Here is a 26,206-nt window from a genome sequence, read left to right as displayed (position 1 = left end):
GCCTTACTCGGCTGTCAGCAGGCTTGGCGCATCTGCGGCCTTGGCGGCCTGGGCGGCACCTTCGGCGCGGGCGATATAGCCCTTGGACTTTTCGACCTCGGCCGACAGCGTGGTCACGGTCTGCTTCATGTTTTCCAGTGCCTTGACCTTGAAGGTGTCGATGTTGTCCATCGTGTCGTAGATGTTCTGGAAAGCGCGCTGCAGCGTCTCGATCGGGATCGTGCTGGATGCGGCCTGCTCGTGGATCTTGCCGGTCTGGTCGCGCAGCAGGGTGCTGGTCGAATCGATCAGGTTGGCAGTGGTGGTGTTGAGCGCGGTGATCTGCTGCAGCACCAGCCGCTGGTTGGTCATCGCCTGGGCCACGGTCACCGCGGTGCGCAGCGCGCCGACCGTGGTGGTGCTGGCGCGGTCGACGCCCTTGACCAGCTCGACGTTGTTCTTCTTGACCAGATCGAGCGCCAAGTAACCCTGCACCGAGACCGCCATCTGGGTGAGCAGATCCTGGGTGCGCTGGCGGACATAGAACAGCGCGCTCTCGCGGATCGCCTTGGCCTTGGCCGGATCGGTCGCATCAAGATCGGCGGCCTTTTCCTCAAGCTTGGTGTCGAGCGTCTTGGAGATGTGGACCATCTGCTCAAGACTGCCCATCGCTTCCCACAGCTTCTGCCGTTCGACGTCGATCGCGGCATTGTCCATCAGCAGTTCGTCCTTGCCCGACGACAAGTGAGTCAGGATCGACTGGATGTGGCCCTGGGCCGACTGATAGCTGGTGAAATAGCGCTTCACCGAATTGCCGAAGGGGATGATCCCCAAGATCTTGCGGCCCGTGGACAGCTTGCCGGCCTTGCCCGGATCGAGTTCTTCCACCGTGCGGCGCAGCTCGGCCAGATTGGCGCCGACGCCCGAATCCTTGTCCATTGCCCGCACCGGGCGGTCGAGGAAGCGGTTCGACATCGCCGCGGCGGTCATGATCTCCTTGCGCCCCATGTTGGTGATCTGATCGACCTTCTTGCCGAATTCGGGCGAATTCGAATCCGAGGCAACGAGGTCGGCGACAAAGGCATCGACCTTGGCATCGAGCTTGGACTTGTTCTCGTCCGAAACCGGGACCAGGCCGACTGCCGCTTCGGGCGTGACCACCGGCACCGGATCGGGCGGAGTCAGCGTGATGGTCGGCGCGGCGGTTTCGGTCGTGGTCGGCGTGGTGGCCATGGAACTATCCCGTATTTGCAAGTGTCCGGCATAAATGGGGCAGACACCGGCTTTGCGCAAGCTGTATTACGCAAATAGGACGGTTGCACCGCGCGTAAACCCCCTTGCGCGGCGCGGCCGAGCGGTTACATCGTCGTCACATCGGGATCACGGCAACCTCCCGGTCAGGCGCCAGCCCAAGCGTTGCCTTTCCGTCGGTCCGACCTTGTGCGGACGGAAAGGTCATGTTCTGTGCAGAGTGCTGCGCCCGTCAATTCCTCTCCCACCATCGGTGATCTGTTCCGCGTCTCGCTGCGCATCGGCTGCCTCAGCTTTGGCGGGCCCGCCGGGCAGATCGCGCTGATGCACCGCGAAATCGTCGAGGAACGCTGCTGGGTCGACGAGGACCAGTTCCTTCACGCGCTCAACCTGTGCCACCTGCTGCCCGGGCCCGAGGCGCAGCAGTTGGCGATCTGGATCGGGTGGAAGCTGCACGGGGCCAGGGGCGGGCTGCTGGCCGGCAGTCTGTTCGTCATCCCCGGGGCGCTGGTCATGCTGGCGCTGTCAGTGCTTTACAGCGCTGCCACGGGGCTGGCGTGGTTCGCGGCGATATTCCTGGGGATCAAGGCAGCGGTGCTGGCGATCGTGGTCCAGGCGCTGCTGCGAGTTGCCGGGCGCGCGCTCGATACGCGGTTCAAGCTGGGCATTGCCGTGGCCGCCTTTGCCGCGCTGTTCGTGCTGGCCCTGCCCTTCCCGCTGGTGCTGCTGCTGGCGGCGATTGCCGGCGCGGTGGCGGCGGCGCGGCGGCCGGACCTGCTCAAGCTGAAGCCGGTCGCACCGCTCGACGCGAACTTGCCCCGGCCGTGGGGTGCTACCTTGCGCGCGGTGCTGGTCGGCGCCGCCGCCTGGGCCGCGCCTCTGGCGCTGATCCTGGTCACGCTCGGCCCGGATCATGTGCTGTGGCAGATCGGGCTGTTCTTTTCGAAGCTGGCGGTGGTGACCTTCGGCGGGGCCTATGCCGTGCTTGCCTACATGGCGCAGCAGGCGGTGGACCACTACGCCTGGCTTGGCGCGGGCGAGATGGCCGACGGGCTGGGCCTGGCCGAAACGACGCCGGGGCCGCTGATCATGGTCACCCAATTCGTTGGCTATCTGGCGGGGCTGCGCGCAGCGGCACCGTTCTCGCCGCTGGTCGGCGGGCTGCTTGGCGCCCTGCTGACCACCTGGGTCACCTTTGTGCCGTGCTTCATGTGGATCTTTGCTCTGGCCCCGTGGATGGAACGGCTGGAACGCGCGCCGCGGCTTAAAGGCGCGCTGGCCGGGATCACTGCGGCGGTGGTCGGGGTGATTGCCAACCTGTCGGTGTGGTTCGCGGTCCATGTGCTGTTCGCCCGAACCGTGACGGTCAGTACGGTTGCGCTGCCCGATCCGGCCAGCCTCGATTGGCGCGCGGCGATCATCGCCGTCGCGGCTGCCGTGCTGGTGTTCCGCTTCAAGTGGAATGTGATCCGGGTGCTGGCGGTCTGCGCGGCAGCGGGGCTGGGTCTGGGCGCGATCTAGCCCTCCGGGGCCGGAGCGCCGGCATCGACCCGGCCGCTGCGCTCCAGCTTGCCCCAGCCGACCCACGGCCCGCGCAGCGCGTTGACCAGCGCGCGGATCACCACACCGTACATCAGCTGGCGATAGACGAAGCGCTGGGCGACCAGCAGCAGCGCGGGATAGCGCGCCTCGCGCTTTTCCAGGCGGTAGGCGACCCAGCCGCACAGGATGTCGATCGCGGTGAAGGCGATCCAGTACAGGCCCATGCGCAGCACGTCGCTTTGCGTCTGGGCCCAGCCGTGATCGCTGACGTTGCGCCAGGTCGAAATCACACTGACGACCAGGGCCAGGTCGATCAACGGGGACACCGCAGCAAAGCCGATCTGGAACAGCCATGCCTGCGGAATGCCGATCCAGGCCAGCCCCTCGGGCTTGCCACTGCGCAGGATCGAGCGATGCTTCCACAGGCACTGCAGCGTGCCGAAGGCCCAACGGAAGCGCTGCTTGGCCAGCGCGCGGAATGTTTCAGGGGCCTCGGTCCAGGCCACTGCATCGACGTCGTAGCCGACCTGCCAGCCCTGGCGCTGAATCGCGATGGTCAGGTCCTGATCCTCGGCCAAGGTATCGACCGGATAGCCGCCGACGCTGTCGAGCGCGGCGCGGCGCCAGGCGCCGACCGCGCCGGGCACCACCATGATCGCGTCGAACCGGGCCAGCGCGCGGCGTTCCAGGTTCTGCGCGGTGACATATTCAACCGCTTGCCAGCGGGTCACCAGATTGTGGCGATTACCGACCTTGGCATTGCCGGCCACCGCACCGATTGCCGGATCGACGAACCACCGTGCCAGCCGGGCGATGGTCTCGGCCTCGAACTGGGTGTCGGCGTCGAGGGCGATGATAATCTCGCCGCTGGCCAGCGTGAGCCCCTGGTTGAGCGCGCGGGCCTTGCCGCCGTTGGCCAGGGTCAGCAGCCGCACCCGCGGATCGCCGCCAAAGGCGCGGGCGACGATCGCGCTGGTGTCGTCCTTCGAACCGTCGTCGATCACGATCACTTCGAGGCGGACGTCACGGCTGTCGAGCACACGGCGCACCGATGCCTCGATCACCCGGGCCTCGTTGAAGGCGGGGATCAGCACCGAGACAAAGCGCTCGGGATCGATCGGTGGCGGCACGGGCCGGTTGCGCGGACGGTCGCTGATCCAGGCCAGGCTGGCCAGCATCACCGCGCGGCCGATGCCCAGTGCGATCACTGCGAAGAAAAGCCACTTGAGCAGGTAGCCGATCATCCCGAAGAACAGGAACACGCCGATGTCGGCGCGCACTGACAGCAGATCGTGCCCGCTGACCGGGGGCATCACCTGATCGTGGCTGAGCCCGGCGAGGCGCGAGATCGGAACGAGGGTGAAGCCGCGCGCGCGCAGCCCGTCGATCAGTGCCGGCAATGCCGCCACCGTGGCCGACCGGTCCCCGCCGCCATCGTGCAGCAGGACGATCTGGGCCGAAGTCTCGGGATCGCCGGTGCGGACCTGGGCCAGGGTGCTGGCGACGATTTCGGACGCAGGGGGGCGTTTCCAGTCGTTCGGATCGACGTGGAGCCCGACATTGGTATAACCGTCCTGCTGCGCGGTCAGCGCGGGCAGCAGCTCGTTCGCGGTGGTCGGCTCGGCATCGCCGAAATAGGGCGCGCGGAACAGCCGCAGCGACCGCCCGGTATAGGCTTCGACCAGCCGCTGCGTACCGTTGAGCTCGATCCGCGTACTTTCAGCCGAAACCAGCGCCAGGTTGGGATGGGTGAAGCTGTGGTTGCCGATCTCGTGCCCCTCGTCGGCGATCCGCTTCATCAGCAGCGGGTGCGGCAGCGCGTTCTCGCCGATGACGAAGAAGGTTGCCGGCGCGTGCTTGGCCTTGAGGATGTCGAGGATCTGCGGGGTCCATTCCGGATCGGGACCATCGTCGAAGGTCAGCGCGATCAGGCCCGGCTGATAACCGGCGCGGTGGACCTCGTAAGGCGTGGGCAAGGCCGCGAACTGCTGATCGACGATCAGCCCCTTGGCATCGCGCGTGACCGTCCGGCTACCCGCGGTCGGCACGGCATCGACCCGCAGGATTTCCCCGCTGCCTTCGACATCGACATCGAGCTGCGAGCGCGGGTGCGCAATGTCGGGCAATTTGCCGCTGCGATAGGCCGCCAGCACTTTCCACACGTCGGGATCTTCGGTGCCGAGCCGCCACAGCCCGACCCCGGCAACCCCTTCGAGATCGACCGCGCGCAGCTGGTTCCACGCGCTCGCCGCGTCGAGCAGCCAGACCGTATGCGCCGCGCCGTTCTCTTCGTAGGTGAAGGTGGCGTTACCGCTGGCATGATCGAACAGCACCGGGGCCTCGCTGTCGTGCGCGATCAGCCAGGCTTCTTCGACCGAGGGCGTGTCGCCCTTGCCCTCACCGGTCCAGTCATAGGCATAGTTGCCGATCCCGACGATCGCCTTGCTCCGCGGAATCTGCCGCAGCGCCGCCTTGAGATGGTCGACGAACCAGGCCTGGCTGGCGATCGGCCCGGCCTCGAAATCGGTGGTGTGCTCGTCGTAATCCATCAGCAGCACGCGGTCGGCGACCCGGCCATAGGCGGCCAGGTCCCAGTCGCTGTCGTCAAGCGGGACCGACAGGGTGATCAGCCAGTGGTGCGCGGCATAACGCTGCTTCGCCTCGGCCAGAAAGCGCAAGTAGTCGCCCTGGGCCGAACGCGGCAGGCCTTCGATGTCGAACATCACCCCGATCGCCTTCATCCGCAGCAGTTGCGGCTCAAGCTGATCGAGCAGCCGCGCCCGCGCGGCCGGATCGTGGAGCAGCTGGGCAGCACCTTGGGGGTCCCACTTCTCGTTGAGGATGTTCTGGACCATCGGCACGACGGCTGGCGGCCGCGGCGTCGCGGCCAGCAACTGGTCGAGCCGCTGGTCGGGAAAGACGGTCAGCTTGTGATCGGGCCCGGTGACCGAGAACAGCCCAGGCACCAGCCAGTCAAGCTCGCCGATGTGTGCAGCCAGCGAGGCGCGGCTGGCGTCGTCCCACGGAACATAGAAGCCAAGCCGGATCGGATGCGCCGGGCTGCCGTGAACCGCGCCGCCGGGCAGCCAGCGCGCGACCGAGCCGATTGCCTTGCTGACCTGGTGCGCGATCGGGCGTGGCCGCGGACGTTCCATCGCCAGGGCCAGCGGGCCGGGAATCGGCGCCTCGACCACGGTTGCGGCAAAGACCCCCGCCGTGATCAGCAGCAGCGCCAGTGCGGTGAAGAAGCCGCGCATGGTCCAGCGGTTGCGGCGTCCGCTGGCATCGAAAAAGATCGGTCGTTCGGCCACGCCAGCCTCGCCACTGCGGCACGCGCTGCCTGCGGGCACAAACCCCGCGGCAACCTGCCTGTGGCGCGGGCAGTTAGGCCTGTTCGCGCGGTTCGGCAATCACCGAAATTGTATGCGCGGCGTTACAAATCAGGCGGCGAGCTTGAACGGCTCGATCTCGCCCGACAGGTACAGCTTCTTGGCCTTGGCCCGGCTCAGCTTGCCCGAGCTGGTGCGCGGCAGGGTGCGCGGCGGGACCAGCTCGATCACGCAGTTCATGCCGGTGATCGAACGGACCTTGTCGCGGATCTGGTCGTGCAGTTTGATCCGTTCCTCCGGATCGGAAACGCGGCAGTGGACCAGCACTGCGGGCACTTCCTCGCCGTTTTCGGTCTCGACACTGAATGCGGCGATATCACCCTGGTGGAACCCGGGCAGCTGTTCGACCGCCCATTCGATGTCCTGCGGCCAGTGGTTCTTGCCATTGATGATGATCATATCCTTGGCCCGGCCGACGATGAACAGGTAGCCATCGACCAGATAGCCCATGTCGCCGGTGTCGAGCCAGCCATCGACCAGGCACGCTGCCGTCGATTCCGGATCGCGGAAATAGCTGTGCATGACCGACGGGCCCTTGCACCAAACCTTGCCGATGTGATGATCGGACAGGGCCTTGCCGCTTTCGCCGCGCACTTCGACGGCCATGTCCTTGATCGCCTTGCCGCAGTTGACGATCGCACGATAGCGCGCCGGGCGCGACAGATCGCGCGGGGTGCCCGAAAGACGCTCTTCCTCTACCAGCTCGACGCGGATGCCTTCGCCCGGCGGCATAACGGTAACCGCCAGCGTGGCCTCAGCCAGGCCATAGCTGGGCAGGAAGGCATCGGCCGTGAACCCGGCCTCGGCAAAGGCGTTGACGAAGCTTTGCATCACATCCGGGCGGATCATGTCGGCGCCGTTGCCGGCGATCCGCCAGCGCGACAGGTCGAAACGATCGGCCACGTGGCTCTGGCTGGAAATGCGCCGCGCGCAGATGTCATAGCCGAAGGTCGGCGAATAGGAACACGAGGTGCCGGGATTGCGGCTGATCAGATCGAGCCAGGCAAGCGGACGGCGGGCGAAATCCTCGGTCTTGAGGTAGTCGACCGACACCTGGTTGGCGATCAGCGAGAGGAAGCAGCCGACCAGCCCCATGTCGTGGTACCACGGCAGCCAGCTGATGCAGCGGTCGCTTTGCTGGAACTTCATCCCGTGGGCATGCCCGGCGAGGTTGTTGAGCAGGCTGGCATGGGTCACTGCGACCCCGTGGGGGAAACGGGTCGATCCGCTCGAATACTGCAGATAGCAGATGTCGCCGGGATTGGCCGTGGGCAGCGTGCATTCCGGCGCGTCAGTCTGGGCAAAGTCTTCCCAGGTGATGCCCTGGCAGCCTTGCCGCGCGGCAGCGGCACCGGCCATTTCGGCGATTACCGCTGGGTAGAACAGGATCGTAGGATCGCTGCTTGCCAGCTGGACCGCCAACTGGTCGATATAGCTTTCCTTGCCGCCGAAGCTGGTGGGCAGCGGCAGTGGCACCGGCCAGGCCCCGGCATAGATGCAGCCGCAAAACAGCGCAGCGAATTCTGCCCCGGTCTCGGCGACTAGCGCAACGCGGTCTTCCTTCTTCACGCCGTGGGCGATCAGGCGGCGGGCCATGGCCAGCGCATCCTGGCGCAGTTCGCTGAACGGATAGACCCGGGCCAGATTGCCGCGCGGATCGTGAAAGTTCATCCCGCGCTTGCCTTGCGCCGCATAGTCCAGCGCATCGCCGAAGGTGGCAAAGTCGGCAAAGCGGCGGGGCAGATCGTCTTCGTTCGGTGTCGGCACCATGGTACCGGAGGTGCTCGTCACCAGTGTGGCGGCATCGTTCATTCGGCGAAAACCCGTTTTTGACCAACAGGATGCACCGTTTTCCGATGTTACCTGCGGCGTGTGCATTGATATGCGGGCACCTCATCCGCCCACAGACTGGCCTCCCCAATTGCCGCAATGTGTGGCACGAATAAGGCCAATGGACCGTCCGCCCCGCCGCATTCCCCGCCCGTTGACTGCCGCCCGGCTGGAAGAACTGGCGCTCGCCTATGTCGCGCGCTTCGCCACCAGCGCGGCCAAGCTCGACGGCTATCTGCGCCGCAAGCTGCGCGAACGCGGCTGGGAAGAGGAGGGCGATCCGCCGGTTGCCGCCACGGTCGCGCGCTATGTCGCGCTGGGCTATGTCGACGATGCCGCCTTTGCCCGGGCCAAGACCGGCAGCCTGCTGCGCCGCGGTTATGGCCAGCGGCGCATCGGCCAGGCGCTCTACGCCGCCGGGATCGACGAAGCGGCGCGTGACGAAGCCCGCCCCGGCCAGGTCGAACAGCGCCAGGCGGCGCTGGCCCTGGCGCGCAAGCGGCGGCTCGGCCCGTTCGGCGCACCGCCCGCCGACCGGGCGGCGCGGGAAAAGCAGGTCGCCGCCATGCTGCGCGGTGGACACTCGCTGGACAGCGCGCGCTTTCTGGTCAATGCGGCGACCATCGCAACGGCCGAGGAATGGGCCGAAAGTACCGAGGAATGACAATGCGCTGGAACCTGCTTGCCCCCTTCACCCTGCTGCTGGTCGCCTGCTCGCCCAGTTCGGGCGATGCCGCGCCGCAGTCGACGCAAGGCACTCCCGCGGTTCATCCAACCTCGGGCTTGCCGGTGATCCCGCTGACGGTGACCCATGCCGGCCGGAAGCACACGTTTCAGGTCGAGGTTGCCAGTACGTCGCAGCAACAGGCCATGGGGCTGATGTTCCGCACCGCGATGGGCGCAGACGAAGGCATGATCTTCCCGATGAACCCGCCGCGCACCGCCAGCTTCTGGATGAAGAACACGGTAATTCCGCTGGATATCATCTACATCGGCACCGACGGCAGGATCCTCAACGTGGCCGATGCCCAGCCCTATGACCTGACCCCGCTCTACAGCGCGGGCGTGGTCAAGGGCGTGCTCGAACTCAACGCCGGGCGGACCAAGGAACTGGGGATCGGCGTTGGTGATGTAGTCAACTGGTGATGCCGATCAACATCACCGCTTTCGACCGCTCACCCGATGGCGGCAAGGGGCTGGCTCGCGACACGCGGGTGCGCTGGGCGCTGGAGGAGGTCGGGCAGCCCTATGTTGTCGACCTGGTGACCTTTGCCGCGCTGAAGCAACCCCGGCATCTGGGGCGCAATCCCTTCGGGCAGATACCGACCTATGACGACGGTGACGTCACGCTGTTCGAAAGCGGGGCAATCGTGTTGCGCATCGCCGAGCGATTCGGCCATCTGCTCCCGGACGACGCGACGGCGCGCAGCCGGGCGATCATGTGGATGTTCGCAGCGCTGAACACGGTTGAGCCGCCGATCGTCGACGTCACCGTCGCCAAGATCTTCGAGGGCGACCGGCCGTGGGCGGAAGAGCGCTGGCCGCTGGTTCTGGCCCGACTGCGCCCACGGCTCGATCAGCTCACCGCTCATTTGGGCCAGAGTGAGTGGCTCGACGGCGCGTTTTCGGCGGGGGACCTGATGATGGTTTCGGTGCTGCTGCGCGCCCGACCCTCCGGCCTGCTGGCCGAATGGCCCCTTCTCGACGCATACGTTGCGCGGGGCGAGGCGCGGCCGGCCTACCAGCGTGCGTTCGCTGCACAGCTTGCCGTGAACACCCGGCCCGCGGACGCCTAATCCCCTTGCCCACCGCCCCCCAGTTCCGCTAGGCGCGGCGCATGGGAATCCTTGGCAAGATCTTCACCTGGTGGAACGGCGCCACCGTTGGCACCGCGTTCAATTCGGCGATGACCGGCGAAAAGGTCGGCAGCGACGTGTTCGGCAACGCCTATTTCCGGGCGAAGAAGCCCTTTCCCAAGGGCCATCCCTTTGCCGGCAAGGAACGCCGCTGGGTGATCTATTCCGGGGCCAACGATGCCAGCAACGTGCCGGCCGAATGGCACGGCTGGCTGCACGGGTCGCTGGCTGGCGTGCCCGAATCGAACCTGCCCCCGGCGCGGATCTGGGAAGCAGACTATACCCCCAATGCCACCGGCACGGTTCGCGCCTATCGCCCGGCCGGCGCGCTGGAGCGCGGCGGCAAGCGTGCTGCGGCGACGGGTGACTATGAAGCCTGGTCGCCGGACGCGTAACGGCATGGCGCGGGCGATCGCCCTTTTGCTGACAACGACGCTGGCTCTCGCCGCCTGCGGCAAGGGCCGGGACGAAGGTGCCGAAGCCACCGCGACCGAAGTGCCCAAGGATGTCGGTGCCGCCGGTCCCTCGGGCGCGCCGGCGGTGGAAAGCGAATACGGCACCCCGGTCAAGGACCGCGTCGCCACACTGGGCCTGCTCAACAAGCGCAACAATCTGGAACAGGACCTGGTGCTGAAGCCAGGCGAAGCGCGCCGGGTCGGCAACGTGGTGGTCAAGCTGGCCAGCTGCGAACGGACGCTGCCGTGGGAAAGCCCGGCTGAAACCGGCGCTTTCGTTCAGGTTTTCGTCGAAGAGCGCGAGACCGTGGACAAGCCACTGGCCTGGCGCACGGTGTTTTCCGGCTGGCTGTTCAAGAACTCGCCGAGCCTCAATGTCGTCGAGCACCCGGTCTATGACGTCTGGGTCAAGGACTGTGCGATGAAGTTCCCGGGCGAGGAAGACAGTCCGGCACCGGCCGCATCGGCCAGCAGCGCGGCAAAGCCGTCAGGCAATGCCAGCGGCGCGCCTGCCGCGAAGCCTTCGGCAGCGCCGTCGCCCAAGCCATCCCCCTCGGCAGCGCCGAGCCCGTCGGTCGATACCTGAGCGGCGCGCAGGCGCTCCAGATAGTCGGCCTCGTCGATTTCAACCGCGCCCATCGTCGCCAGGTGCGGGGTGATGAACTGGCAATCGAGCAGCCGCGTTCCCCCGCGGCGCAGCGCCGCAACCAGCCAGGCCAATGCCACTTTCGACGCGTCGGGGACGCGGCTGAACATCGATTCGCCGCAGAACACCCGGTCGAACCCGACGCCGTAAAGCCCGCCGACGAGCCGCCCGTCCTGCCAGCATTCGACCGAATGAGCGTGGCCTTCCGCGTGCAGCGCGCGGTAGCTGGCCTCGATCCGGTCCGAAATCCACGTATCGCCGCCGTCGCGGCGCGGGCCGGCGCAGGCTTCGATCACCTCGCCGAAGGCGGCGTTGCAGGTCACCGCAAAAATGCCGCGGCGCAGGACTTTGGCCAGCGAATGCGAGCAGTGGAATCCGTCCAGCGGCAGAATTCCGCGGCGGCGTGGTTCGACCCAGAAGACATCGGGATCGCTGCGCGTATCGGCCATCGGGAAGATTCCGCTGCGATAGGCCAGCAGCAGCAGGTCGGAATCGATCGGCGGGGGCGTAACGGGCGCGTGCACGCCGCGCTGTTAGCAGTTCGCGCAATGCGCGGGGAGAGGCTGAATCTCGCCTTGCCTAAAGCCCTGCACCTGTCTAGAGGCACCCCGCCCGCAGGAGTGTAGCTCAGTTGGTAGAGCATCGGTCTCCAAAACCGAGGGCCGTGGGTTCGAGTCCCCCCACTCCTGCCAGTTTTCCCGTACCGCCCCCAACAGCGATAGTGCCTTGCCCGCGATGTCAGCCGAGCCGCCACAAGAGCAGTTTTCCAAGGGAGGTTTCACGCCCCGGGCCTGGCTGCAGGGTGAGCCCGGCCCGCGCGAAAGTCTGATCTTTGCGCTCCTTCTGACGCTGGTTTCGGTCTTGCCGGTGCTGGTTGCGGTCTATCCGCAGATGGTTGACTATCCGGCGCATCTGGCCCGTTTTCACGTCATGCTGGAACGCGATCATTCGCAGTTCCTGCAACAATACTACGGCTTCAAATGGCGCTGGATGGGCAATCTGGGCGCCGATCTGCTGATCCGTCCGCTGGCTGCCTGGTTCCCACTTGAAACGGCGGGGCGGATCGTGGTCGGGATCATTCCGCTGATCACCGGCCTGGGCATAATAGCCGTCGAATGGGTTCTGCGCCGCCGTATCGGGGTGGGCGCGGTGCTGGCGATGTGCTTCATCTGGTCGCCCGCGCTGCTGCTTGGCTTCCTCAATTTCGGACTGTCGCTGGCTGCGGCGCTGTTCGTCTTCGCCGCCTGGGTGCTGCTGGAAGGCAAGCGCTGGCGCGCGGCGGTGATGGTTCCGGCGGGCTTTCTGGTCTGGGTCTGCCACGTTTCGGGCTGGGGCGCTCTGGGCCTGATGGTCTTTGCCTATGAATGGAACCGCACCCGTGACTGGCGCGCGTTCATTGCCCCGTGGCCGCTGGCATTTCCGGTGCTGGCGCTGCTGTTCGGGGCCGGGACCAAGGGTCTGGCCTCCTACGGTTACGGCGAATCGGTGTCGGTCTACAAATGGTCGATCTGGAAGCAGGCGATGCGCGATTCGATCGAATGGCTCGATTACGCCAGCCTGATCCTGATCCTTGGCATTCTGGCCGTTTCGGCCGGACTGCGGAGGATCGATCCGCGGCTGGGCTGGGCCACCGTGCTGCTGCTGCTCAGCTCACTGGCCTTGCCGCGGCACATCTTCGCCGGCGATCTGGTCGATGCGCGGATGATCTCGACCGGGCTGATGGTTGGCTGCCTCGCACTTGCCTGGCGCGCGCCGCGCTGGGTGATGCTGGCCGCGGCGCTGCTGTTCCTCGGCCGGCTCGCCTTGACCACCGACAACTGGAAGCGCGATTCGCGCGAAACCGCGCATCTGCTGCAGACGATCGACCGCTTGCCGATGGGCGCCAAGCTCGCCACCGTTGTAATCACCGAGCGGCGGCAGTGGCAGTACAACCCGCAGGAACACATCTGCGGCTATGCGCTGGTCCGCCGCGATGCGCTGGTCAATTGCAACTTCGCCCTGCCGATGGTCCACATGCTGACGATCAACGAGGGCGGCCCCTATTTCCGCGATCCCTATCACCGGCTGTACCATCGCAGCGGCGCCTACATAAACCTGCTCAGCTATGACCCGGCCAAGAACGCCGACTGGTTCTGGTACGTGGGCAGCAACCGCCCCGACAAGCTGCCGCTGCGCGCCCGGGTGATCGAGGCCGACCGCCACACGCTGCTGGCACGGCTTGCAAAACGCAGAACCGGTAGCTAAGTGCGGCGGTGTCTTCCGACATCGGGAACACGCCTTACCCCCGGACGCGCTGCCAGCCAGCCGCCGGGAGCGGCGCTGTACCCGAAAGCCGGAAGGCGATTTGGTTTCAACCGTTCACGCAGCAAAGGCTAATCAGCCATGGCCAAGATCACTCCCGGCGAATTCATGCGTCAGGTCCAGGCGGAAGCACGCAAGGTCGTCTGGCCCAGCCGCCAGGAAACCACGACGACAGCAATGTTCGTGGGGATCCTGATGGTCATCCTGGCGCTGTTCTTCCTGGGCATCGACACGGTGTTCGGCCAGATCGTGCATTGGCTGTTGTCGCTCGCCTGAAACGGGATTTAGCAAGGTAATATCATGGCTCGCTGGTACATCATCCACGCCTATTCGGGGTTCGAGAACAAGGTTCGCGAGTCTATCTTGTCCGAGGCTGAACGCATGGGCCTCGAAGCCCTGGTCGAAGCGGTCGAAGTCCCGCACGAAACGGTGACCGAGGTCAAGCGCGGCAAGAAGGTTCAGGTCGAACGCAAGACCATGCCGGGCTATGTGCTGGCCAAGCTGCTGATGAATGACGACGTTTATCACCTGATCAAGAACACCCCGAAGGTCACCGGCTTCCTGGGCCACGCAGGCAAGCCGCAGCCGATTTCCGACCGTGAGGCCGCGCGCTATTTCGGCGCTCGCGATGCCGCCGCGGCCGAACCGAAGAAGCACATCAGCGTCGATTACGAGATCGGCGATTCGGTCAAGGTGCTCGACGGGCCGTTCAATTCGTTCACCGGCATCGTCGAGGAACTCGATTTCGACAAGAACCGGGTAAAGGTCTCGGTCTCGATCTTCGGCCGCGCCACTCCGGTGGAACTCGATTTCGAGCACGTCGAACTGGTCAAGTAAGGCTTGCCCGTCAGGGCCGGCACGAAGCCGGATTGTTGCGATCGCCGCGCAGGATGGTCGGTTCGCCGTAGGTGAACTGGACGTCCTGGGGGGCACACTTGCGCAGCTGAAAGCGCACCTTGCGCGCCCGGAAATCCAGGCTGACCTTGCGGAAGTTTTCCATCAGATCGGTGCCGAGCAGCAGCGCAGGGCGCTTGTCCAGCCCGAAGACCTTGAACGGCGGCACGTCGGCAAAGGCAATCGGCACATTGCTGAGCGAGATCGAACCGATCTTGAGCTCTTCGACATAGACCAGATCGATGTCGACCGCCTTGCCGGTGACGCCGACGATCTGCGCCTTGACGATCCGGGCATTCTTGCGCCGGGCGATCTGCGTGCGCAGCGCCGAATTGCCGATCGTCACTTCGGAACCTGTATCGATCACCGCATCCAGTGCCAGATTGCGCGCCTTGACCTGGGTAAGGATCAACTGCCCGCGCTTGAGCCGCGCCGTCACGACGATTTCGCCGTCAAGGCGCGGTGCCGGCCTGCTGGCATCCTCCACGCTGATCCGGCGCTTTTCGAAATCGAGCATCAGTCGCTGTTCGACCAGCGCATCCAGCCCGATCATCCCGCTTGCACCGATGTGCCGTTCTTCCAGGCGCGGCAGTTCGAGCGCGCGGAACTGGCTGGGTCCAACCTGCAAGGCATCGACCAGCACCCGGTCGACCCGCCGCGATTCGGTTACGGCATTGAGCAGAACGGTCCGTCCCGACGGCAGGAGCAGCGCATTCGCCAGCCGCTCGCCGATCACCGAGGTATCCGCGCCGCTGTCGACCACGAAGCGGTAAGGCCCGGTGCCGTTGACCCCGACTTCGACGGTCAGCCGCGAATTGAGCTTGCGCGCGGCAATTTCCTCGCCGCCGATTTCCAGTGCGTCGTCGATCACCGCCGGACGCAGCGGGGGCATCTGGCCATAGACCGGCCTTGGCTTTGGCGCGCGTTCGGCCGCAGCAACCGCGCCCAGCGACAGCGCGCTGGCGGCGCCAAGAATTCCGGTAACGAACGTGATTTTGCGCAATGGCTCTCTCCCGCAGCGGGTCTAGGCCAATCATGCGCGGCAGACCACTCTCTGTCGACGAAGGTTGCATTCGCGCCGACTTTCGCCTAGGCGCGCGCCTTCGCTTGGCTATTGCGAGGCGATTCCGCGCGGAAGAGGGATTCGCATCCCTTGCTTGACCGCTCACTCTGAGGGTCCGGATTTCCGGCCCGACAGGAAGAAAGGAGGCCCACCGTGGCCAAGAAGATTGAAGGCTATATCAAGCTGCAGGTTCCTGCAGGCAAGGCGACCCCGTCGCCGCCGATCGGCCCGGCGCTGGGTCAGCGTGGCGTCAACATCATGGAATTCTGCAAGGCGTTCAACGCCGCCACGCAGGAACTTGAAGCGTCGATGCCGATCCCGACCATCATCACGGTCTATGCCGATCGCAGCTTCACCTTTGTCACCAAGACCCCCCCGGCTTCGTTCCTGATCAAGAAGGCCGCCAACCTCAAGTCGGGCTCGAAGGAGCCGGGCAAGGTGTCGGCGGGAACGATCAAGCGTTCGCAGCTGGCCGAAATCGCCCAGACCAAGTTCAAGGATCTGAACGCGAACGACATCGAACAGGCGACCAAGATCATCGAGGGCTCGGCCCGTTCGATGGGTCTCCAGGTTGTGGAGGGCTAAGGACATGGCAAAGCAGACCAAGAACCAGAAGGCTCTGACCGAAAAGCTGGGCGACAACCAGGCGCTGTATGGCGTCGATGAAGCGATCCAGCTGATCAAGGACCTCAAGCGCACCAAGTTCGACGAAACGCTGGAAGTTTCGCTCAACCTGGGCGTCGATCCGCGCCACGCCGACCAGATGGTCCGCGGCATGGTCGTGCTGCCTTCGGGCACCGGCAAGGACGTCAAGGTTGCGGTCTTCGCCCGCGGCGACAACGCCGAAAAGGCGCTGGCTGCCGGGGCTGACAAGGTCGGCGCCGAAGACCTGCTGGAAGACATGCAGAACGGCAACCTCGATTATGGCCGGGTCATCGCGACCCCGGACATGATGGGTGTGGTCGGCCGCCTGGGCAAGGTGCTGGGTCCCAAGGGCCTGATGCCTAACCCCAAGCTGGGCACCGTCACCCCGAACGTCGCCGAAGCCGTCAAGGCGGCCAAGGGCGGCCAGGTCGAATACCGCGTCGAAAAGGCCGGGATCATCCACGGCGGGATCGGCAAGCTGAGCTTCTCGAACGAAGCGCTGCGCGCCAACTTCGACGCCTTCGTCGATGCCGTGGTCAAGGCCAAGCCGGCCGGCGCCAAGGGCAAGTACCTGAAGAAGGTCGGACTGTCCTCGTCGATGGGCCCGGGCATCAAGATCGACGTGGCCGAAGTCCACGGCGGCTAAGCCAGCCTGACTGCATACCGAAAGGGGCCGGGGGGAAACCTCCGGCCCTTTTCATATGTCATTTTGCGATCGCGGAGCGGGTGTAGCACTCAGTCACCAGCGCCAGCGGCCGGCCGTCGGGCAGGCGCAGCAGTGCAATCTGCGACAGGACAGTGCCTGGCGGGCAACCCGGCTCGCCGCCGTGGCGGCTGTCGATCGTCTCGCGGGTAAAGCGCAGCGGCGCCACCACCTTGCCGAACGGTATTTCGCTGCCGTCCAGCGCGGCGTTCATCTCTGCACTCAGGTGTTCGCGCAGATACCAGTTGTGCGCCACCGACAGCACCCGGTTGCCGCAAACCAACTCGACATGACGATAGCCCAGCTGGGCATCCCCGGTCACGCCCAGCCGCGCGCGCAGGTATTCGGGCTCTGGACCGGCTTCGCCCTTGAGGCGCCGCGCAACGATCGACGGATGGTCGTCCAGCCCGCGCGCCGCGCACCACCCTTCCAGCGCGCGGGTGGCGCTGGGGTTGGATTGCAGCGCGCGTTCCAGCGCGGCGATGCTATCGTGATCGGCGGTGCAGGCCGAGGCCAGTCCCGCAGCGGAAGCAAGGGTCACGATCGCTGCCCTATATCCCACCGGGTACGGCCTCGCGGCCCATCGCCCGCAAACCGGTCAGCAGGGCTTCGGCGCAGGCTGACAGCACCGCAGGATCGACCGCGCGGACGACGAAATTGGCCCCAACCCGGCCTTCGCGAAAGAACGGATAGGATCCGATCGCGCAGCCTTCGTGCGCGGACTCGGTCTGGCGCAGCAGGTCGGCGATTTCGCTTTCCGCCACCCAGCTGCCGATGGTCTCGCTCAGCACCGGCAGGCCGCCTTCGAGCGTGCCGGTCAGCGCGTCGAGCATCCCCGCTGTGATCGACGGCACTCCGGCCATCAGGAAGACGTTGCCGCAACGAATGCCCGGAGCGCCCGACATGCGGTTGGGGATCAGCTCGGCCCCGTCCGGCACCCGCGCCATGCGCAGCCGTGCTTCGTTCAGCCCCCCACGGGTCTCGTAATAGCGTTCCAGAATGGCCCGCGCCTCGGGATGGATCACCACCCCCACGCCCAGCGCCGCGGCTACGGCATCGACGGTGATGTCATCGTGGGTCGGGCCGATCCCGCCGGTGGTGAACAGGTAGTCGTTGCGCGCGCGCAGGGCATTGACCGCCTCGACGATCGCCTCCTCGCGGTCGCCCACCACGCGCACTTCGGCCAGGCGGATGCCCTGGACGTTGAGCCAGGTGGCGACCTGGGCGACGTTCTTGTCCTGGGTCCGGCCCGAAAGGATTTCGTCACCGATCACCAGCAGCGCGGCGGTCCAGATGCGTTCGGCAGTGCTCATGCGACACGCGTTAAGTCACCACGCGGTCAAGGGCAAGGTCAGGCCGAAACCAGTTCCCGTGCGCGGCGGAATTGCAGCACCCCATCGTCGATCGGCGCCTGGCGCATGTCGATACGGTCCTTGCGGTAATCCTGGTTGAGCCGCCACGGCAGGCTGGGAGCGTTCTTGGGCATGCGGTCCTTGGCGCGTTCGAGATAGCCGGAAGAGAACCCTTCAAACGAGTCGATTGCCTCTGGGCGGGCATCGTCGGGCAGCACCGGGGTCGCCGCCACGGCGCCATAGGTGTCCATTTGCTTGAGCAGCCGGGTCAGATATTCGGCGACGATATCGACCCGCAGCGTCCAGCTGGCGTTGATATAGCCGAACACCCCGGCCAGGTTGGGCACGTTCGAGAACATGCAGTTGCGGTAATTGAAGGTCTTGCCGAAATCGACCGGCTTGCCGTCGACCGAAACCGCGATCTTGCCGGCAACCGCCAGGCTTAGTCCGGTGGCGGTGACGATGATGTCGGCGTCAAGGTGCTGGCCCGACTTGAGCTGGATCCCGGTGGCATCGAAGCGTTCGATGTGATCGGTCACCACGTCGGCCTTGCCTTCGTTGATCGCGCGGAAGAAGTCGGCATCGGGCACCAGGCACAGGCGCTGTTCCCACGGGTTGTAGGGCGGCACGAAATCACGCTCGTTGTAGCGTTCGCCTAGATGCTTGGCGGTCTCGCCCAGGATCATTTCGCGCGCCTTTTCCGGCTTTTCGCGGACGCGCTTGAACATGAAGCTTTGCAGCGTGATGTTCTTGAACCGGGTGATGGCATAGGCGACACGCTCCGGCAGCACCTTGCGCAGGCCATTGGCGATCGCGTCGCGGGCCGGGCGGCTGACCATGTAGGTCGGCGTGCGCTGCAGCTGGGTGACGTGCGCTGCGCCCGAATGGGCCATGGCGGGAACGATCGTCACCGCGGTGGCGCCGGAACCGATCACGACAACCTTCTTGCCCTGATAGTCAAGGTCGGCGGGCCAGAACTGCGGGTGGATAACCTGCCCCTTGAACGAGTCGCGGCCGGGGAACATGGCGTTGTAGGGATCGTCGTAGTCGTAATAGCCCGAACCCAGGAACAGGAACCGGCCCTGCAGACGCCGATGTGAGCCGTCGGCCTGCTCGGTCACGACTGTCCACATGGCGGTCTTGCTGTCCCAGTCTGCGGAGATGACCTTCTGGTCGAAGCGCATCTTGTCGCGCAGGCCGTGCTGATCGGCGATGTCGTTCAGGTATTCGAGAATGGCGGGGCCATCGGCAATCGACTTTTCGTGCTTCCACGGGGCAAAGGAAAAGCCCAGCGTGTGCATGTCGCTGTCACTGCGGATCCCGGGATAGCGGAACAGATCCCAGGTCCCGCCGATCTGGCTACGGCGATCAAGAATGGCAAAGCGCTTGTCCGGGCAATCGCGGGTCAGGTGCACCGCCATGCCGATGCCGGATATCCCGGCGCCGACGATCAATACGTCGAACGTGTCCTCGATCGTCGTGATCGCGTTCATATGCCTCTTCTCCCGCTGCGGCTGCGCCATTCAGTCTTAATCGGCCACTTAACAGAGCCGCAGCGGGATTGCCAGCAGCTTGCGGCTTTGGCACGGGGAGCACATGGCCATCATCGCATCACGCCGCTATGCAAGCGGCAAGGCATCGCCCGAAAACCAGCCGGTCACCGGAACCCCGCGCGATGAACTGCCGCCCCACGTGTTCGACTGGGTCGGACTGGCCGATCCGACGGGCGAGGAAATGGACCTGGTCCGCCGCCAGTTCGGCCTGCATCCGCTGGCGGTCGAGGATGCGCTGACCCCGACGCAGATGCCCAAGGTGGAAATCTATGGCCACCAGCTGTTCATCGTCGCGCGCACCGCCGCGCTGATCGAGGGCGAGAATATCGCCTATGGCCAGACCGCGATCTTCCTTGGCCGCGATTTTGTCGTCACTGTCCGCATGGGATCGACCCGCGCCCACACAGCGCTGCGCGACCGACTGGAAAGCCACGCCGAACGGCTGATCGAAGGGCCGGACTATGTCGCCCATGCGATCCTGGATTTCATCGTCGATGGGTACGAGCCGGTGCTCGACCGGCTGGAGGACGGGGTTCAAAGCCTGGAAGAACGGGCAATCGACACGTTCCCGGAACCCTCGACAATCCGCCGCATTTTCCGCCTGCGCCGCAGCTTCCGCAAGTTCACCCGGATCGTCGGGCCGATGGAGGAAGTGTGCGAGCGGCTGGTCACCACCGAACTGCCGACCATCGATCCCGCCGCGCGGGTGTGGTTCCGCGACGTGCTCGACCATGTCCGGCGGACGATGACGCGGATGTCGATGTTGCGCGAAACGCTGGCCAGCATTGTTGAGACCGCAGCGCTGCTCGAACAGCACCGTCAGGGCGACATGACCCGGCAGCTCGCCGCCTATGCCGCGATCCTGGCGGTGCCGACTGCAATCGCGGGCATCTACGGGATGAACTTCGACTACATGCCCGAACTGCACAGCAAGTGGGGTTATCCCGCGGTCTGGGCCGTGATCATCGCGATTTGCGGCGGCCTGTTTCTGCGCTTCCGGAAGATTGGTTGGCTCTAGTTCAGCGCGGCATAACGATGAATTGCTCCCATCGGCCCTTTTCGCCCGGTTCGGCATAGGTAATCAGCACCAGCTTCTGCCCGTCCTTGTAGCTCAGTGCGAAGTTGCGGTTGACGAAGCCGCCGCGCAGGCGGGGCTTGCCCAGCGCCTTGACCTCTTGCGGGGTACCGAGCGGGGACAGGCTCTGCGCGTAATCGCCCAATGTCTGCGCCGTGAAATAGAACCGTGCGTTTGCGGTATAGCGCGCCGGATCGAGCTTGCCCGCGGTCAGTTCCGCCAGGGTGGCGCGGGCGTCTTCGTCGCGCGCGGCCTCGCCAATGTCGGCCTGCATCGCCTTGGGCAGGACCACCTCGGCGATCTTGTCGGTCAGGCTGTCGGGCACCCCGGCGAAATCGGCATTGGTCAGCACGACCACCGCGACCTTGTCGTCGATCCAGGTGCTGCTCTGCGAGAGAAACCCGACCGATTCGCCGCCATGATCGACCACGGTGCGGCCCTTGACCTGATGCTTGGTCACACCAAGGCCATACCCGCTCGCGGTCCCGTCGGCCAGCCGCACCGGGGTTTCCATCTCTTCCCAGTCTTCGCGCGGCAGCAGGGTGCGGTTCATCCGCGCGATGTCCCATTTGGCCAGTTCGGCGGCAGTCATCGACAGTTCGCCTGCCGCCCACAGCCAGCCCCGGGCCGGCGGCGTTGCAGCGCGCACCGGACCCAGCGCGGCGCGGTGATAACCCTCGGGAAAGGCTGGGCCGTTGGTCTCGTCCAGCTTGTGCGGCTTGATTCCCAGCGGGGTGAACAGCCGTTCGTCGAACTGCTGCCACAGCGGCTTGCCCCCGGCCTTTTCGGCGATCAGCCCGGCGACAACATAGCCGGTGTTCGAATACTGCATCCGGGTGCCCGGCGCGTAGTCGAGCGGCTTCTTCGCCCAGCGATCGACAATGCCCTGAGGCTGCGTGGGTTTGGTCATGTCGGAAAACAGGTAATCCTGCGGCCAGAAATCCTGCAGACCTGAAGTATGCGACAGCAGCTGGCGCACGGTCATCCGCTCCGCCCCCGACACGTCGGGCAGCCACTTGGCGACCGTGTCGTCGAGGCTGAGCTTGCCGTCGTCTTCCAGCAGCAGCAGCAGCGCGGCAAGGAACTGCTTGGAATTCGACGCGATCTGGTAAGGCAGCTTCTCGTTCGCCACCGGGATCCGCTCGCTGGCCTTGCCCCAGGCCTTGTCGAGCACGATCTGCCCGCCGCGCACTACGGCTACCTGCGCCGAGGGCACACCGGTCTCCTTCAGCGTCGCGGTCACCGCTTGGTCGATCGCGGTCTGTTCGGCAGGAGTCAGCGCCTGGGCCAGGGCGGGCAGGGGCAGGGCGAGTGCGGCAAGCGCAAGGGCATGGCGAAGCATGATTGCAGGCTAGACCAGTCGATGCCGCGATCAAGCCCGCGCTTCCCCCGCATTCGACGAACGGCTAACAGCGCTCGGCAACCGAAGGACAAAACCGGAATGGCCGCACAAGGCAGTACCCGCACCATTGTCATCGCGCTGGTCGCCAACCTGGGCATCGCGGTAGCCAAGTTCGTTGCGGCAGCAATCACCGGGTCGTCCGCAATGCTGACCGAAGGCGTGCACAGTCTGGTCGATTCGACCAATCAGCTGCTGCTGATCTACGGCACCCGGCGCAGCCGCAAGCCGCCCGATGCGCTCCATCCCTTCGGCTATGGGCGCGAACTGTACTTCTGGTCATTCATCGTCGCGATCCTGGTCTTTGCGCTGGGCGCAGGTGTCTCTGTCTACGAAGGCATCCTGCACATCCTCGATCCGGAGCCGGCGTTCAGCCCGATGATCGCCTTTGCGGTTCTGGGTATCGCATTTGCTCTCGAAGGCTGGTCGACGCTGGCCGCGCTCAGGGATTTCAATGCCAAGCGGCAGGGCACGATCTGGCAGGAAGTGCGCGACACCAAGGACGCCGCGACGCTGGTCATCCTGCTCGAAAACAGCGGCGCTCTGGTCGGCCTGGTCGTAGCGGCGATCGGCCTGGCGCTCAGCCTGCTTACCGGCAATCCGATGTGGGACGGCCTGGCCTCGGTCCTGATCGGGCTGGTGCTCGGCGTACTGGCGGTGGTCCTGCTGTACGAGGCCAAGGGTCTGCTGATCGGCGAGGCCGCGGATCCCGAACTCGTCGCGCAGATCCGCAGCTGCGCCGACGGCCACGACAACATCGTGGCCGTGCACGACGTGAAGACGGTCCATTCCTCACCGACCATGGTCACCGCGATCATCAGCGCCGATTTCGTCGACACGATTTCGGCGCGCGAGGTTGAGCAGACCGTCCGCGCGATTGAACAGCAGGTCGCGCAAAGCTTTCCGATCGTCGCGCGCGTCTATGTCCGCCCGCGCGACCCGGCCGACCACTGAAGCAAACGAAAGCGGCGGCTTCCGCTTAGGGAAGCCGCCGCCTCGATAGTGCAAATTTCGCCGGACGCTTAGCCCCAGCGGCGCTGGCCGCCGCCATTGGGCTTCTTGCCGTGGGCGCCGGGGCGCTTGCCCTGGCCGTCGCCGCGGGGCTGGCCGCCGGCCGGGCGGACGGCATCGCGGTGCTGGGCGACCGGGCGTTCGCTGCGCGCCGGACGCTCATCGCGCCGGGCATCATCGCCCAGCGGATTGAACACCGGGCCGCGCGGGGCCGAGGCCTTGCGCGCATCGCCCATCCGCTCGTTGCGGATATACTGGTCGCGGCTCTGGCCGTCGCGGCTCTGCCCGCCGTTCGAGCGGTTGTTGTTGGGGCGGTTGCCGCCGGGACGGCCGCCGCCACGCTGGCCGCCGCGGCCACGTGCATCGCGCGCCTCGCGGCGCGCGTCCTGCTCGGCCTCGGCCGGCTTGCGGCTGGGGGCGGGCAGACTGGCGGCTTCTTTCTGGAAGTTGTCGGGCAGCGGCACGGTTCCCAGCTTGATCCCGGTCAGCTTCTCGATATCGCGCAAGTACGGCTTCTCGTCGGGCGCGACAAAGCTCAGCGCGGCGCCATCGGCCCCCGCGCGGGCCGTCCGCCCGATGCGGTGGACGTATTGTTCGGCCACGTTGGGCAGCTCATAGTTGAACACGTGGCTGACGCCCGACACGTCGATCCCGCGCGCGGCGATGTCGGTTGCGACCAGCACCGGGGTGGTGCCCTTGCGGAAGGCGAGCAGCGCGGCGGTGCGCTGGGCCTGGCTCTTGTTGCCGTGGATCGCCGCGGCGTTGACCCCGGCGGTGGAGAGGTGACGGACGACGCGGTCGGCGCCGTGCTTGGTCCGGGTGAAGACGAGCGCGCGGTTGATTTCGCTGGTGCCGTCTTCGCGCAGGGCCAGCCCCTTGCGCAGCGACAGCGTCAGCAGCGCCTGCTTTTCGGCCTGGTTGATGAAGATCGCGTACTGCTCGACCCGCTCCGCGGTGGTTGCCTGCGGGCTGACTTCGACTCGCACCGGGTTGTTGATGAACTGGCGCCCCAGATCGGCGATCGCCTTGGGCATGGTCGCACTGAAGAACAGGCTCTGGCGTTCCTTGGGCAGCATCGCGGCGACGCGCTTCAGGGGCACGATAAAGCCCAGGTCCATCATCTGGTCGGCTTCGTCGAGCACGAAGATCTCGACATTGCGCAGCGTCAGCGCGCGCTGGTCGATCAGGTCGAGCAGACGGCCCGGCGTGGCGACCAGGATGTCGGTGCCGCCAACCAGCGCGCGGGCCTGCTTGCCCACCGGCAAGCCGCCGAACACGCACTGTACCGACAGGTTGAGGAACTTGGCATAGCCGCGCATGTTTTCGGCGATCTGGGCGGCCAGTTCACGCGTGGGCGAAAGGACCAGCATGCGGCACGAAGCGGGCATGCGGCCCTTGGGATCGGCAGCCAGGCGGTGCAGCGAGGGCAGCGCAAAGGCTGCTGTCTTGCCGGTGCCGGTCTGGGCGATACCCAGCAGGTCGCGCCCTTCGAGCAGCGCGGGGATCGCCTGCTTCTGGATCGGGGTGGGATCGGTATAGCCCTTGGCTTCAAGCGCACGGACAAGCGGCTCGGCCAGGCCAAGGTCGGAAAAATAGGTCATGAAATACTCACAGATTGAAGCAGCGCGCGCACGGGAAATCCGCTCGACACGAAGCAAGGTTCGTTTCGATGCGACCCTGCGTGAAGAAGGTGGCTTCAGGTTCGGATCGACCGGGCATTCGGGGCGGCCATTCCTGGAAAGGAGGCCTCACGCTGCGCCGAGATTCCTTGCGGTTTTGCCCACAAGGCCGGTCGTGTTGCGCGCCCTTTATGTTGCGTTGCGACAAAAAGCAAGGAAATTACGCGGCTGGCCGGAATGGCCGCGGCGGTGAGGGGTGCCGGTCAGCTTGGCTCGATCACCCCGAACAGGTCATGGGCGTCGGCATCCTCGATTCGAGCGAGGACGATGTCGCCTGGCTGGAGCGTAGCCGGAACCTGGCGCAGGAACACCGCGCCGTCGATTTCCGGGGCGTCGGCCTGGCTGCGGGCGGTGGCGCCCACATCGCCGTCCTCGTCCGGCTCGCCGACCTCGTCGACGATCACCGGGAGCAGGCGGCCGACCTTATTGGCCAGTTTCGCGGCGCTAATCGTCTCGGTCTTGGCCATGATTCGGGCATAGCGTTCTTCCTTGAGCGCTTCGGGCACCGGATCGGGCAGCAGGTTGGCCGCCGCGCCTTCGACCGGTTCGAAGCGGAAGGCGCCGACGCGGTCCAATTGGGCCTCGTCGAGCCAGTCGAGTAGGTACTGGAAATCGGCCTCGGTCTCGCCGGGGAAGCCGACCACAAAGCTGGAGCGGATGGTGAGATCGGGCGCGATAGCGCGCCAGGCCTTGATCCGTTCGAGCACCTTGGCCTCGTTGGCCGGGCGCTTCATCGCTTTCAGCACCGACGGCGCGGCGTGCTGGAACGGGATGTCGAGGTAGGGAGTGATCAGCCCTTCGGCCATCAGCGGGATCACCGCATCGACGTGGGGGTAGGGGTAGACGTAGTGGAGCCGGACCCATGGCGGCACGCCTTCCGGGGTGCGCAGGCCGCCCAGTTCGCGGGCCAGGTCGGTCATGTGGGTGCGGACCGGGTGGTCCTTCCACATGCGTTCCTCGTGCCGCACATCGACGCCGTAGGCGCTGGTGTCCTGGCTGATCACCAGCAGCTCGCGGGTGCCGGCAGCGACCAGCTTCTCCGCCTCGCGCAGCACCGCGTCGATGCGGCGGCTGGCGAGTTTGCCGCGAAGGCTGGGGATGATGCAGAAGGCGCAGGCGTGATTACAGCCTTCGCTGATCTTGAGGTAACTGTAATGGCGCGGGGTCAGCTTGACGTCGGGCTGAGGGATCAGGTCGATGAACGGGCCCTGGGTGGGCGGGGCGGCTTCATGCACGGCTTCAACCACCGCTTCGTACTGGTGCGCTCCGGTGACGGCGAGGACCGCGGGGAACTTCGCCCGGATCAGCGCGGCCTCATTGCCCATGCAGCCGGTGACGATCACCCGACCGTTCTCGGCAATCGCCTCACCGATGGCGGCAAGACTCTCTTCCTTGGCGCTGTCAAGGAAGCCGCAGGTGTTGACCAGCACCACGTCTGCTCCGGCATAGTTGGGCGACATGGCATAGCCATCGGCGCGCAGCCGGGTGAGGATGCGTTCGGAATCGACCAGCGCCTTGGGGCAGCCGAGCGAAACCATGCCGACGCGCTTCTGATCAGGAATTACTGTAGCCATGGGGGGCGG

General features: G+C 65.8%; 23 protein-coding genes, 1 tRNA gene and 1 pseudogene. 14 read left to right on the top strand and 11 right to left on the bottom strand.

Features of this window, described 5'->3' with window-relative positions; genetic code table 11:
* Window positions 1-3: 3 nt before the first annotated feature.
* Entirely contained in the window at window positions 4-1,212 is a 1,209-nt protein-coding gene (locus tag ACFFF7_RS04025) for a toxic anion resistance protein (protein WP_379480066.1), read from the bottom strand.
* Window positions 1,213-1,443: 231 nt separating this feature from the next.
* Here ACFFF7_RS04025 and chrA point away from each other — a divergent pair, with 231 nt between their 5' ends.
* The gene (chrA, locus tag ACFFF7_RS04020; RefSeq protein ID WP_379480065.1) at window positions 1,444-2,751 is read left to right on the top strand and encodes a chromate efflux transporter; all 1,308 of its coding nucleotides are present in this window, start codon (window positions 1,444-1,446) and stop codon (window positions 2,749-2,751) included.
* On the opposite strand, the gene ACFFF7_RS04015 is transcribed toward chrA, so the two are convergent.
* Window positions 2,748-6,029 (bottom strand): trifunctional glycoside hydrolase family 18/polysaccharide deacetylase/glycosyltransferase family 2 protein, encoded by a 3,282-nt coding sequence (locus ACFFF7_RS04015; protein WP_379480461.1) that lies wholly within the window; start codon window positions 6,027-6,029, stop codon window positions 2,748-2,750. The genes chrA and ACFFF7_RS04015 overlap by 4 nt on opposite strands.
* Before the next feature lie 183 nt (window positions 6,030-6,212).
* Window positions 6,213-7,973, bottom strand: a complete 1,761-nt coding sequence (locus ACFFF7_RS04010; protein WP_379480064.1) for a fatty acyl-AMP ligase — start codon at window positions 7,971-7,973, stop codon at window positions 6,213-6,215.
* A gap of 139 nt (window positions 7,974-8,112) precedes the next feature.
* On the opposite strand from ACFFF7_RS04010, the gene ACFFF7_RS04005 reads away from it, so the two are divergent.
* From ACFFF7_RS04005 to ACFFF7_RS03985, 5 genes and pseudogenes are all read left to right on the top strand, one after another.
* Window positions 8,113-8,655 (top strand): regulatory protein RecX, encoded by a 543-nt coding sequence (locus ACFFF7_RS04005; protein ID WP_379480063.1) that lies wholly within the window; start codon window positions 8,113-8,115, stop codon window positions 8,653-8,655.
* On the top strand, window positions 8,652-9,137 hold the full coding sequence (locus tag ACFFF7_RS04000) for a DUF192 domain-containing protein (protein WP_379480062.1): 486 nt from the start codon (window positions 8,652-8,654) through the stop codon (window positions 9,135-9,137). The genes ACFFF7_RS04005 and ACFFF7_RS04000 overlap by 4 nt, the downstream gene beginning before the upstream one ends.
* Complete coding sequence (locus tag ACFFF7_RS03995; RefSeq protein WP_379480061.1) at window positions 9,137-9,787, top strand: glutathione S-transferase family protein; 651 nt, start codon at window positions 9,137-9,139, stop codon at window positions 9,785-9,787. Before ACFFF7_RS04000 ends, ACFFF7_RS03995 begins: the two co-directional genes overlap by 1 nt.
* A gap of 41 nt (window positions 9,788-9,828) precedes the next feature.
* The gene (locus ACFFF7_RS03990; protein ID WP_379480060.1) at window positions 9,829-10,242 is read left to right on the top strand and encodes an NADH:ubiquinone oxidoreductase subunit NDUFA12; all 414 of its coding nucleotides are present in this window, start codon (window positions 9,829-9,831) and stop codon (window positions 10,240-10,242) included.
* Window positions 10,136-10,660, top strand: a pseudogene (locus tag ACFFF7_RS03985) (DUF2155 domain-containing protein); the annotation flags it as partial. The gene ACFFF7_RS03990 and the pseudogene ACFFF7_RS03985, both read left to right, overlap by 107 nt.
* 35 nt (window positions 10,661-10,695) lie before the next feature.
* On the opposite strand, the gene aat reads toward ACFFF7_RS03985, so the two are convergent.
* Window positions 10,696-11,472, bottom strand: coding sequence for a leucyl/phenylalanyl-tRNA--protein transferase (gene aat / locus ACFFF7_RS03980; RefSeq protein WP_379480059.1), 777 nt, complete (start codon window positions 11,470-11,472; stop codon window positions 10,696-10,698).
* Window positions 11,473-11,564: 92 nt separating this feature from the next.
* On the opposite strand from aat, the gene ACFFF7_RS03975 reads away from it, so the two are divergent.
* From ACFFF7_RS03975 to nusG, 4 genes are all read left to right on the top strand, one after another.
* A tRNA-Trp gene (locus ACFFF7_RS03975) sits at window positions 11,565-11,640 on the top strand.
* 43 nt (window positions 11,641-11,683) lie between these two features.
* Entirely contained in the window at window positions 11,684-13,192 is a 1,509-nt protein-coding gene (locus tag ACFFF7_RS03970; RefSeq protein ID WP_379480058.1) for a hypothetical protein, read from the top strand.
* 138 nt (window positions 13,193-13,330) lie between these two features.
* On the top strand, window positions 13,331-13,525 hold the full coding sequence (gene secE, locus ACFFF7_RS03965) for a preprotein translocase subunit SecE (protein ID WP_379480057.1): 195 nt from the start codon (window positions 13,331-13,333) through the stop codon (window positions 13,523-13,525).
* Between the two features lie 24 nt (window positions 13,526-13,549).
* Window positions 13,550-14,086: a transcription termination/antitermination protein NusG gene (gene nusG / locus ACFFF7_RS03960; protein ID WP_379480056.1), complete on the top strand. Its 537-nt coding sequence runs from the start codon at window positions 13,550-13,552 to the stop codon at window positions 14,084-14,086.
* A gap of 10 nt (window positions 14,087-14,096) precedes the next feature.
* Here nusG and ACFFF7_RS03955 read toward each other — a convergent pair whose 3' ends face one another.
* Window positions 14,097-15,146, bottom strand: a complete 1,050-nt coding sequence (locus tag ACFFF7_RS03955) for an aspartyl protease family protein (protein ID WP_379480055.1) — start codon at window positions 15,144-15,146, stop codon at window positions 14,097-14,099.
* 213 nt (window positions 15,147-15,359) lie between these two features.
* On the opposite strand from ACFFF7_RS03955, the gene rplK reads away from it, so the two are divergent.
* Both rplK and rplA read left to right on the top strand, forming a co-directional pair.
* Window positions 15,360-15,791 (top strand): 50S ribosomal protein L11, encoded by a 432-nt coding sequence (rplK, locus tag ACFFF7_RS03950; RefSeq protein WP_379480054.1) that lies wholly within the window; start codon window positions 15,360-15,362, stop codon window positions 15,789-15,791.
* A 4-nt stretch (window positions 15,792-15,795) separates the two neighbouring features.
* On the top strand, window positions 15,796-16,497 hold the full coding sequence (rplA, locus tag ACFFF7_RS03945; RefSeq protein ID WP_379480053.1) for a 50S ribosomal protein L1: 702 nt from the start codon (window positions 15,796-15,798) through the stop codon (window positions 16,495-16,497).
* 58 nt (window positions 16,498-16,555) lie between these two features.
* Here the strand turns inward: rplA and ACFFF7_RS03940 are convergent, their stop codons facing one another.
* The 3 genes from ACFFF7_RS03940 to ACFFF7_RS03930 are packed head-to-tail and all read right to left on the bottom strand — an operon-like array spanning window position 16,556 to window position 19,399.
* Window positions 16,556-17,095 (bottom strand): hypothetical protein, encoded by a 540-nt coding sequence (locus ACFFF7_RS03940; protein ID WP_379480052.1) that lies wholly within the window; start codon window positions 17,093-17,095, stop codon window positions 16,556-16,558.
* Between the two features lie 10 nt (window positions 17,096-17,105).
* Entirely contained in the window at window positions 17,106-17,867 is a 762-nt protein-coding gene (locus ACFFF7_RS03935) for a competence/damage-inducible protein A (RefSeq protein ID WP_379480051.1), read from the bottom strand.
* 38 nt (window positions 17,868-17,905) lie between these two features.
* Window positions 17,906-19,399 (bottom strand): flavin-containing monooxygenase, encoded by a 1,494-nt coding sequence (locus ACFFF7_RS03930; RefSeq protein ID WP_379480050.1) that lies wholly within the window; start codon window positions 19,397-19,399, stop codon window positions 17,906-17,908.
* Window positions 19,400-19,502: 103 nt separating this feature from the next.
* On the opposite strand from ACFFF7_RS03930, the gene ACFFF7_RS03925 reads away from it, so the two are divergent.
* Window positions 19,503-20,477 (top strand): magnesium and cobalt transport protein CorA, encoded by a 975-nt coding sequence (locus ACFFF7_RS03925; RefSeq protein ID WP_379480049.1) that lies wholly within the window; start codon window positions 19,503-19,505, stop codon window positions 20,475-20,477.
* Window position 20,478: 1 nt separating this feature from the next.
* On the opposite strand, the gene ACFFF7_RS03920 is transcribed toward ACFFF7_RS03925, so the two are convergent.
* Entirely contained in the window at window positions 20,479-21,876 is a 1,398-nt protein-coding gene (locus ACFFF7_RS03920) for a serine hydrolase domain-containing protein (protein ID WP_379480048.1), read from the bottom strand.
* Window positions 21,877-21,975: 99 nt separating this feature from the next.
* On the opposite strand from ACFFF7_RS03920, the gene ACFFF7_RS03915 reads away from it, so the two are divergent.
* Window positions 21,976-22,887: a cation diffusion facilitator family transporter gene (locus ACFFF7_RS03915; protein ID WP_379480047.1), complete on the top strand. Its 912-nt coding sequence runs from the start codon at window positions 21,976-21,978 to the stop codon at window positions 22,885-22,887.
* Window positions 22,888-22,955: 68 nt separating this feature from the next.
* Here ACFFF7_RS03915 and ACFFF7_RS03910 read toward each other — a convergent pair whose 3' ends face one another.
* A complete protein-coding gene (locus ACFFF7_RS03910; RefSeq protein WP_379480046.1) occupies window positions 22,956-24,545 on the bottom strand; it encodes a DEAD/DEAH box helicase in 1,590 nt (529 codons plus the stop codon).
* A 281-nt stretch (window positions 24,546-24,826) separates the two neighbouring features.
* Complete coding sequence (gene rimO, locus ACFFF7_RS03905; RefSeq protein ID WP_379480045.1) at window positions 24,827-26,197, bottom strand: 30S ribosomal protein S12 methylthiotransferase RimO; 1,371 nt, start codon at window positions 26,195-26,197, stop codon at window positions 24,827-24,829.
* Window positions 26,198-26,206: the final 9 nt, after the last annotated feature.

Source organism: Novosphingobium aquiterrae (genome assembly GCF_042434435.1).
Taxonomy (GTDB): Bacteria; Pseudomonadota; Alphaproteobacteria; order Sphingomonadales; family Sphingomonadaceae; genus Novosphingobium; species Novosphingobium aquiterrae.
Note: the sequence above shows the minus strand (reverse complement) of the source record. Positions and strands in the feature narration are given on the sequence as shown.

What these genes read in the sequence shown, in the direction of transcription:
- ACFFF7_RS04025 (WP_379480066.1), bottom strand. Translation starts at nt 1,212, where the DNA reads ATGGCCACCACGCCGACCACGACCGAAACCGCCGCGCCGACCATCACG.
- ACFFF7_RS04015 (WP_379480461.1), bottom strand. Translation starts at nt 6,029, where the DNA reads ATGCGCGGCTTCTTCACCGCACTGGCGCTGCTGCTGATCACGGCGGGG.
- ACFFF7_RS04010 (WP_379480064.1), bottom strand. Translation starts at nt 7,973, where the DNA reads ATGAACGATGCCGCCACACTGGTGACGAGCACCTCCGGTACCATGGTG.
- ACFFF7_RS04005 (WP_379480063.1), top strand. Translation starts at nt 8,113, where the DNA reads ATGGACCGTCCGCCCCGCCGCATTCCCCGCCCGTTGACTGCCGCCCGG.
- ACFFF7_RS04000 (WP_379480062.1), top strand. Translation starts at nt 8,652, where the DNA reads ATGACAATGCGCTGGAACCTGCTTGCCCCCTTCACCCTGCTGCTGGTC.
- ACFFF7_RS03995 (WP_379480061.1), top strand. Translation starts at nt 9,137, where the DNA reads ATGCCGATCAACATCACCGCTTTCGACCGCTCACCCGATGGCGGCAAG.
- ACFFF7_RS03990 (WP_379480060.1), top strand. Translation starts at nt 9,829, where the DNA reads ATGGGAATCCTTGGCAAGATCTTCACCTGGTGGAACGGCGCCACCGTT.
- ACFFF7_RS03970 (WP_379480058.1), top strand. Translation starts at nt 11,684, where the DNA reads ATGTCAGCCGAGCCGCCACAAGAGCAGTTTTCCAAGGGAGGTTTCACG.
- secE (WP_379480057.1), top strand. Translation starts at nt 13,331, where the DNA reads ATGGCCAAGATCACTCCCGGCGAATTCATGCGTCAGGTCCAGGCGGAA.
- nusG (WP_379480056.1), top strand. Translation starts at nt 13,550, where the DNA reads ATGGCTCGCTGGTACATCATCCACGCCTATTCGGGGTTCGAGAACAAG.
- rplA (WP_379480053.1), top strand. Translation starts at nt 15,796, where the DNA reads ATGGCAAAGCAGACCAAGAACCAGAAGGCTCTGACCGAAAAGCTGGGC.
- ACFFF7_RS03935 (WP_379480051.1), bottom strand. Translation starts at nt 17,867, where the DNA reads ATGAGCACTGCCGAACGCATCTGGACCGCCGCGCTGCTGGTGATCGGT.
- ACFFF7_RS03930 (WP_379480050.1), bottom strand. Translation starts at nt 19,399, where the DNA reads ATGAACGCGATCACGACGATCGAGGACACGTTCGACGTATTGATCGTC.
- ACFFF7_RS03925 (WP_379480049.1), top strand. Translation starts at nt 19,503, where the DNA reads ATGGCCATCATCGCATCACGCCGCTATGCAAGCGGCAAGGCATCGCCC.
- ACFFF7_RS03920 (WP_379480048.1), bottom strand. Translation starts at nt 21,876, where the DNA reads ATGCTTCGCCATGCCCTTGCGCTTGCCGCACTCGCCCTGCCCCTGCCC.
- ACFFF7_RS03915 (WP_379480047.1), top strand. Translation starts at nt 21,976, where the DNA reads ATGGCCGCACAAGGCAGTACCCGCACCATTGTCATCGCGCTGGTCGCC.
- ACFFF7_RS03910 (WP_379480046.1), bottom strand. Translation starts at nt 24,545, where the DNA reads ATGACCTATTTTTCCGACCTTGGCCTGGCCGAGCCGCTTGTCCGTGCG.
- rimO (WP_379480045.1), bottom strand. Translation starts at nt 26,197, where the DNA reads ATGGCTACAGTAATTCCTGATCAGAAGCGCGTCGGCATGGTTTCGCTC.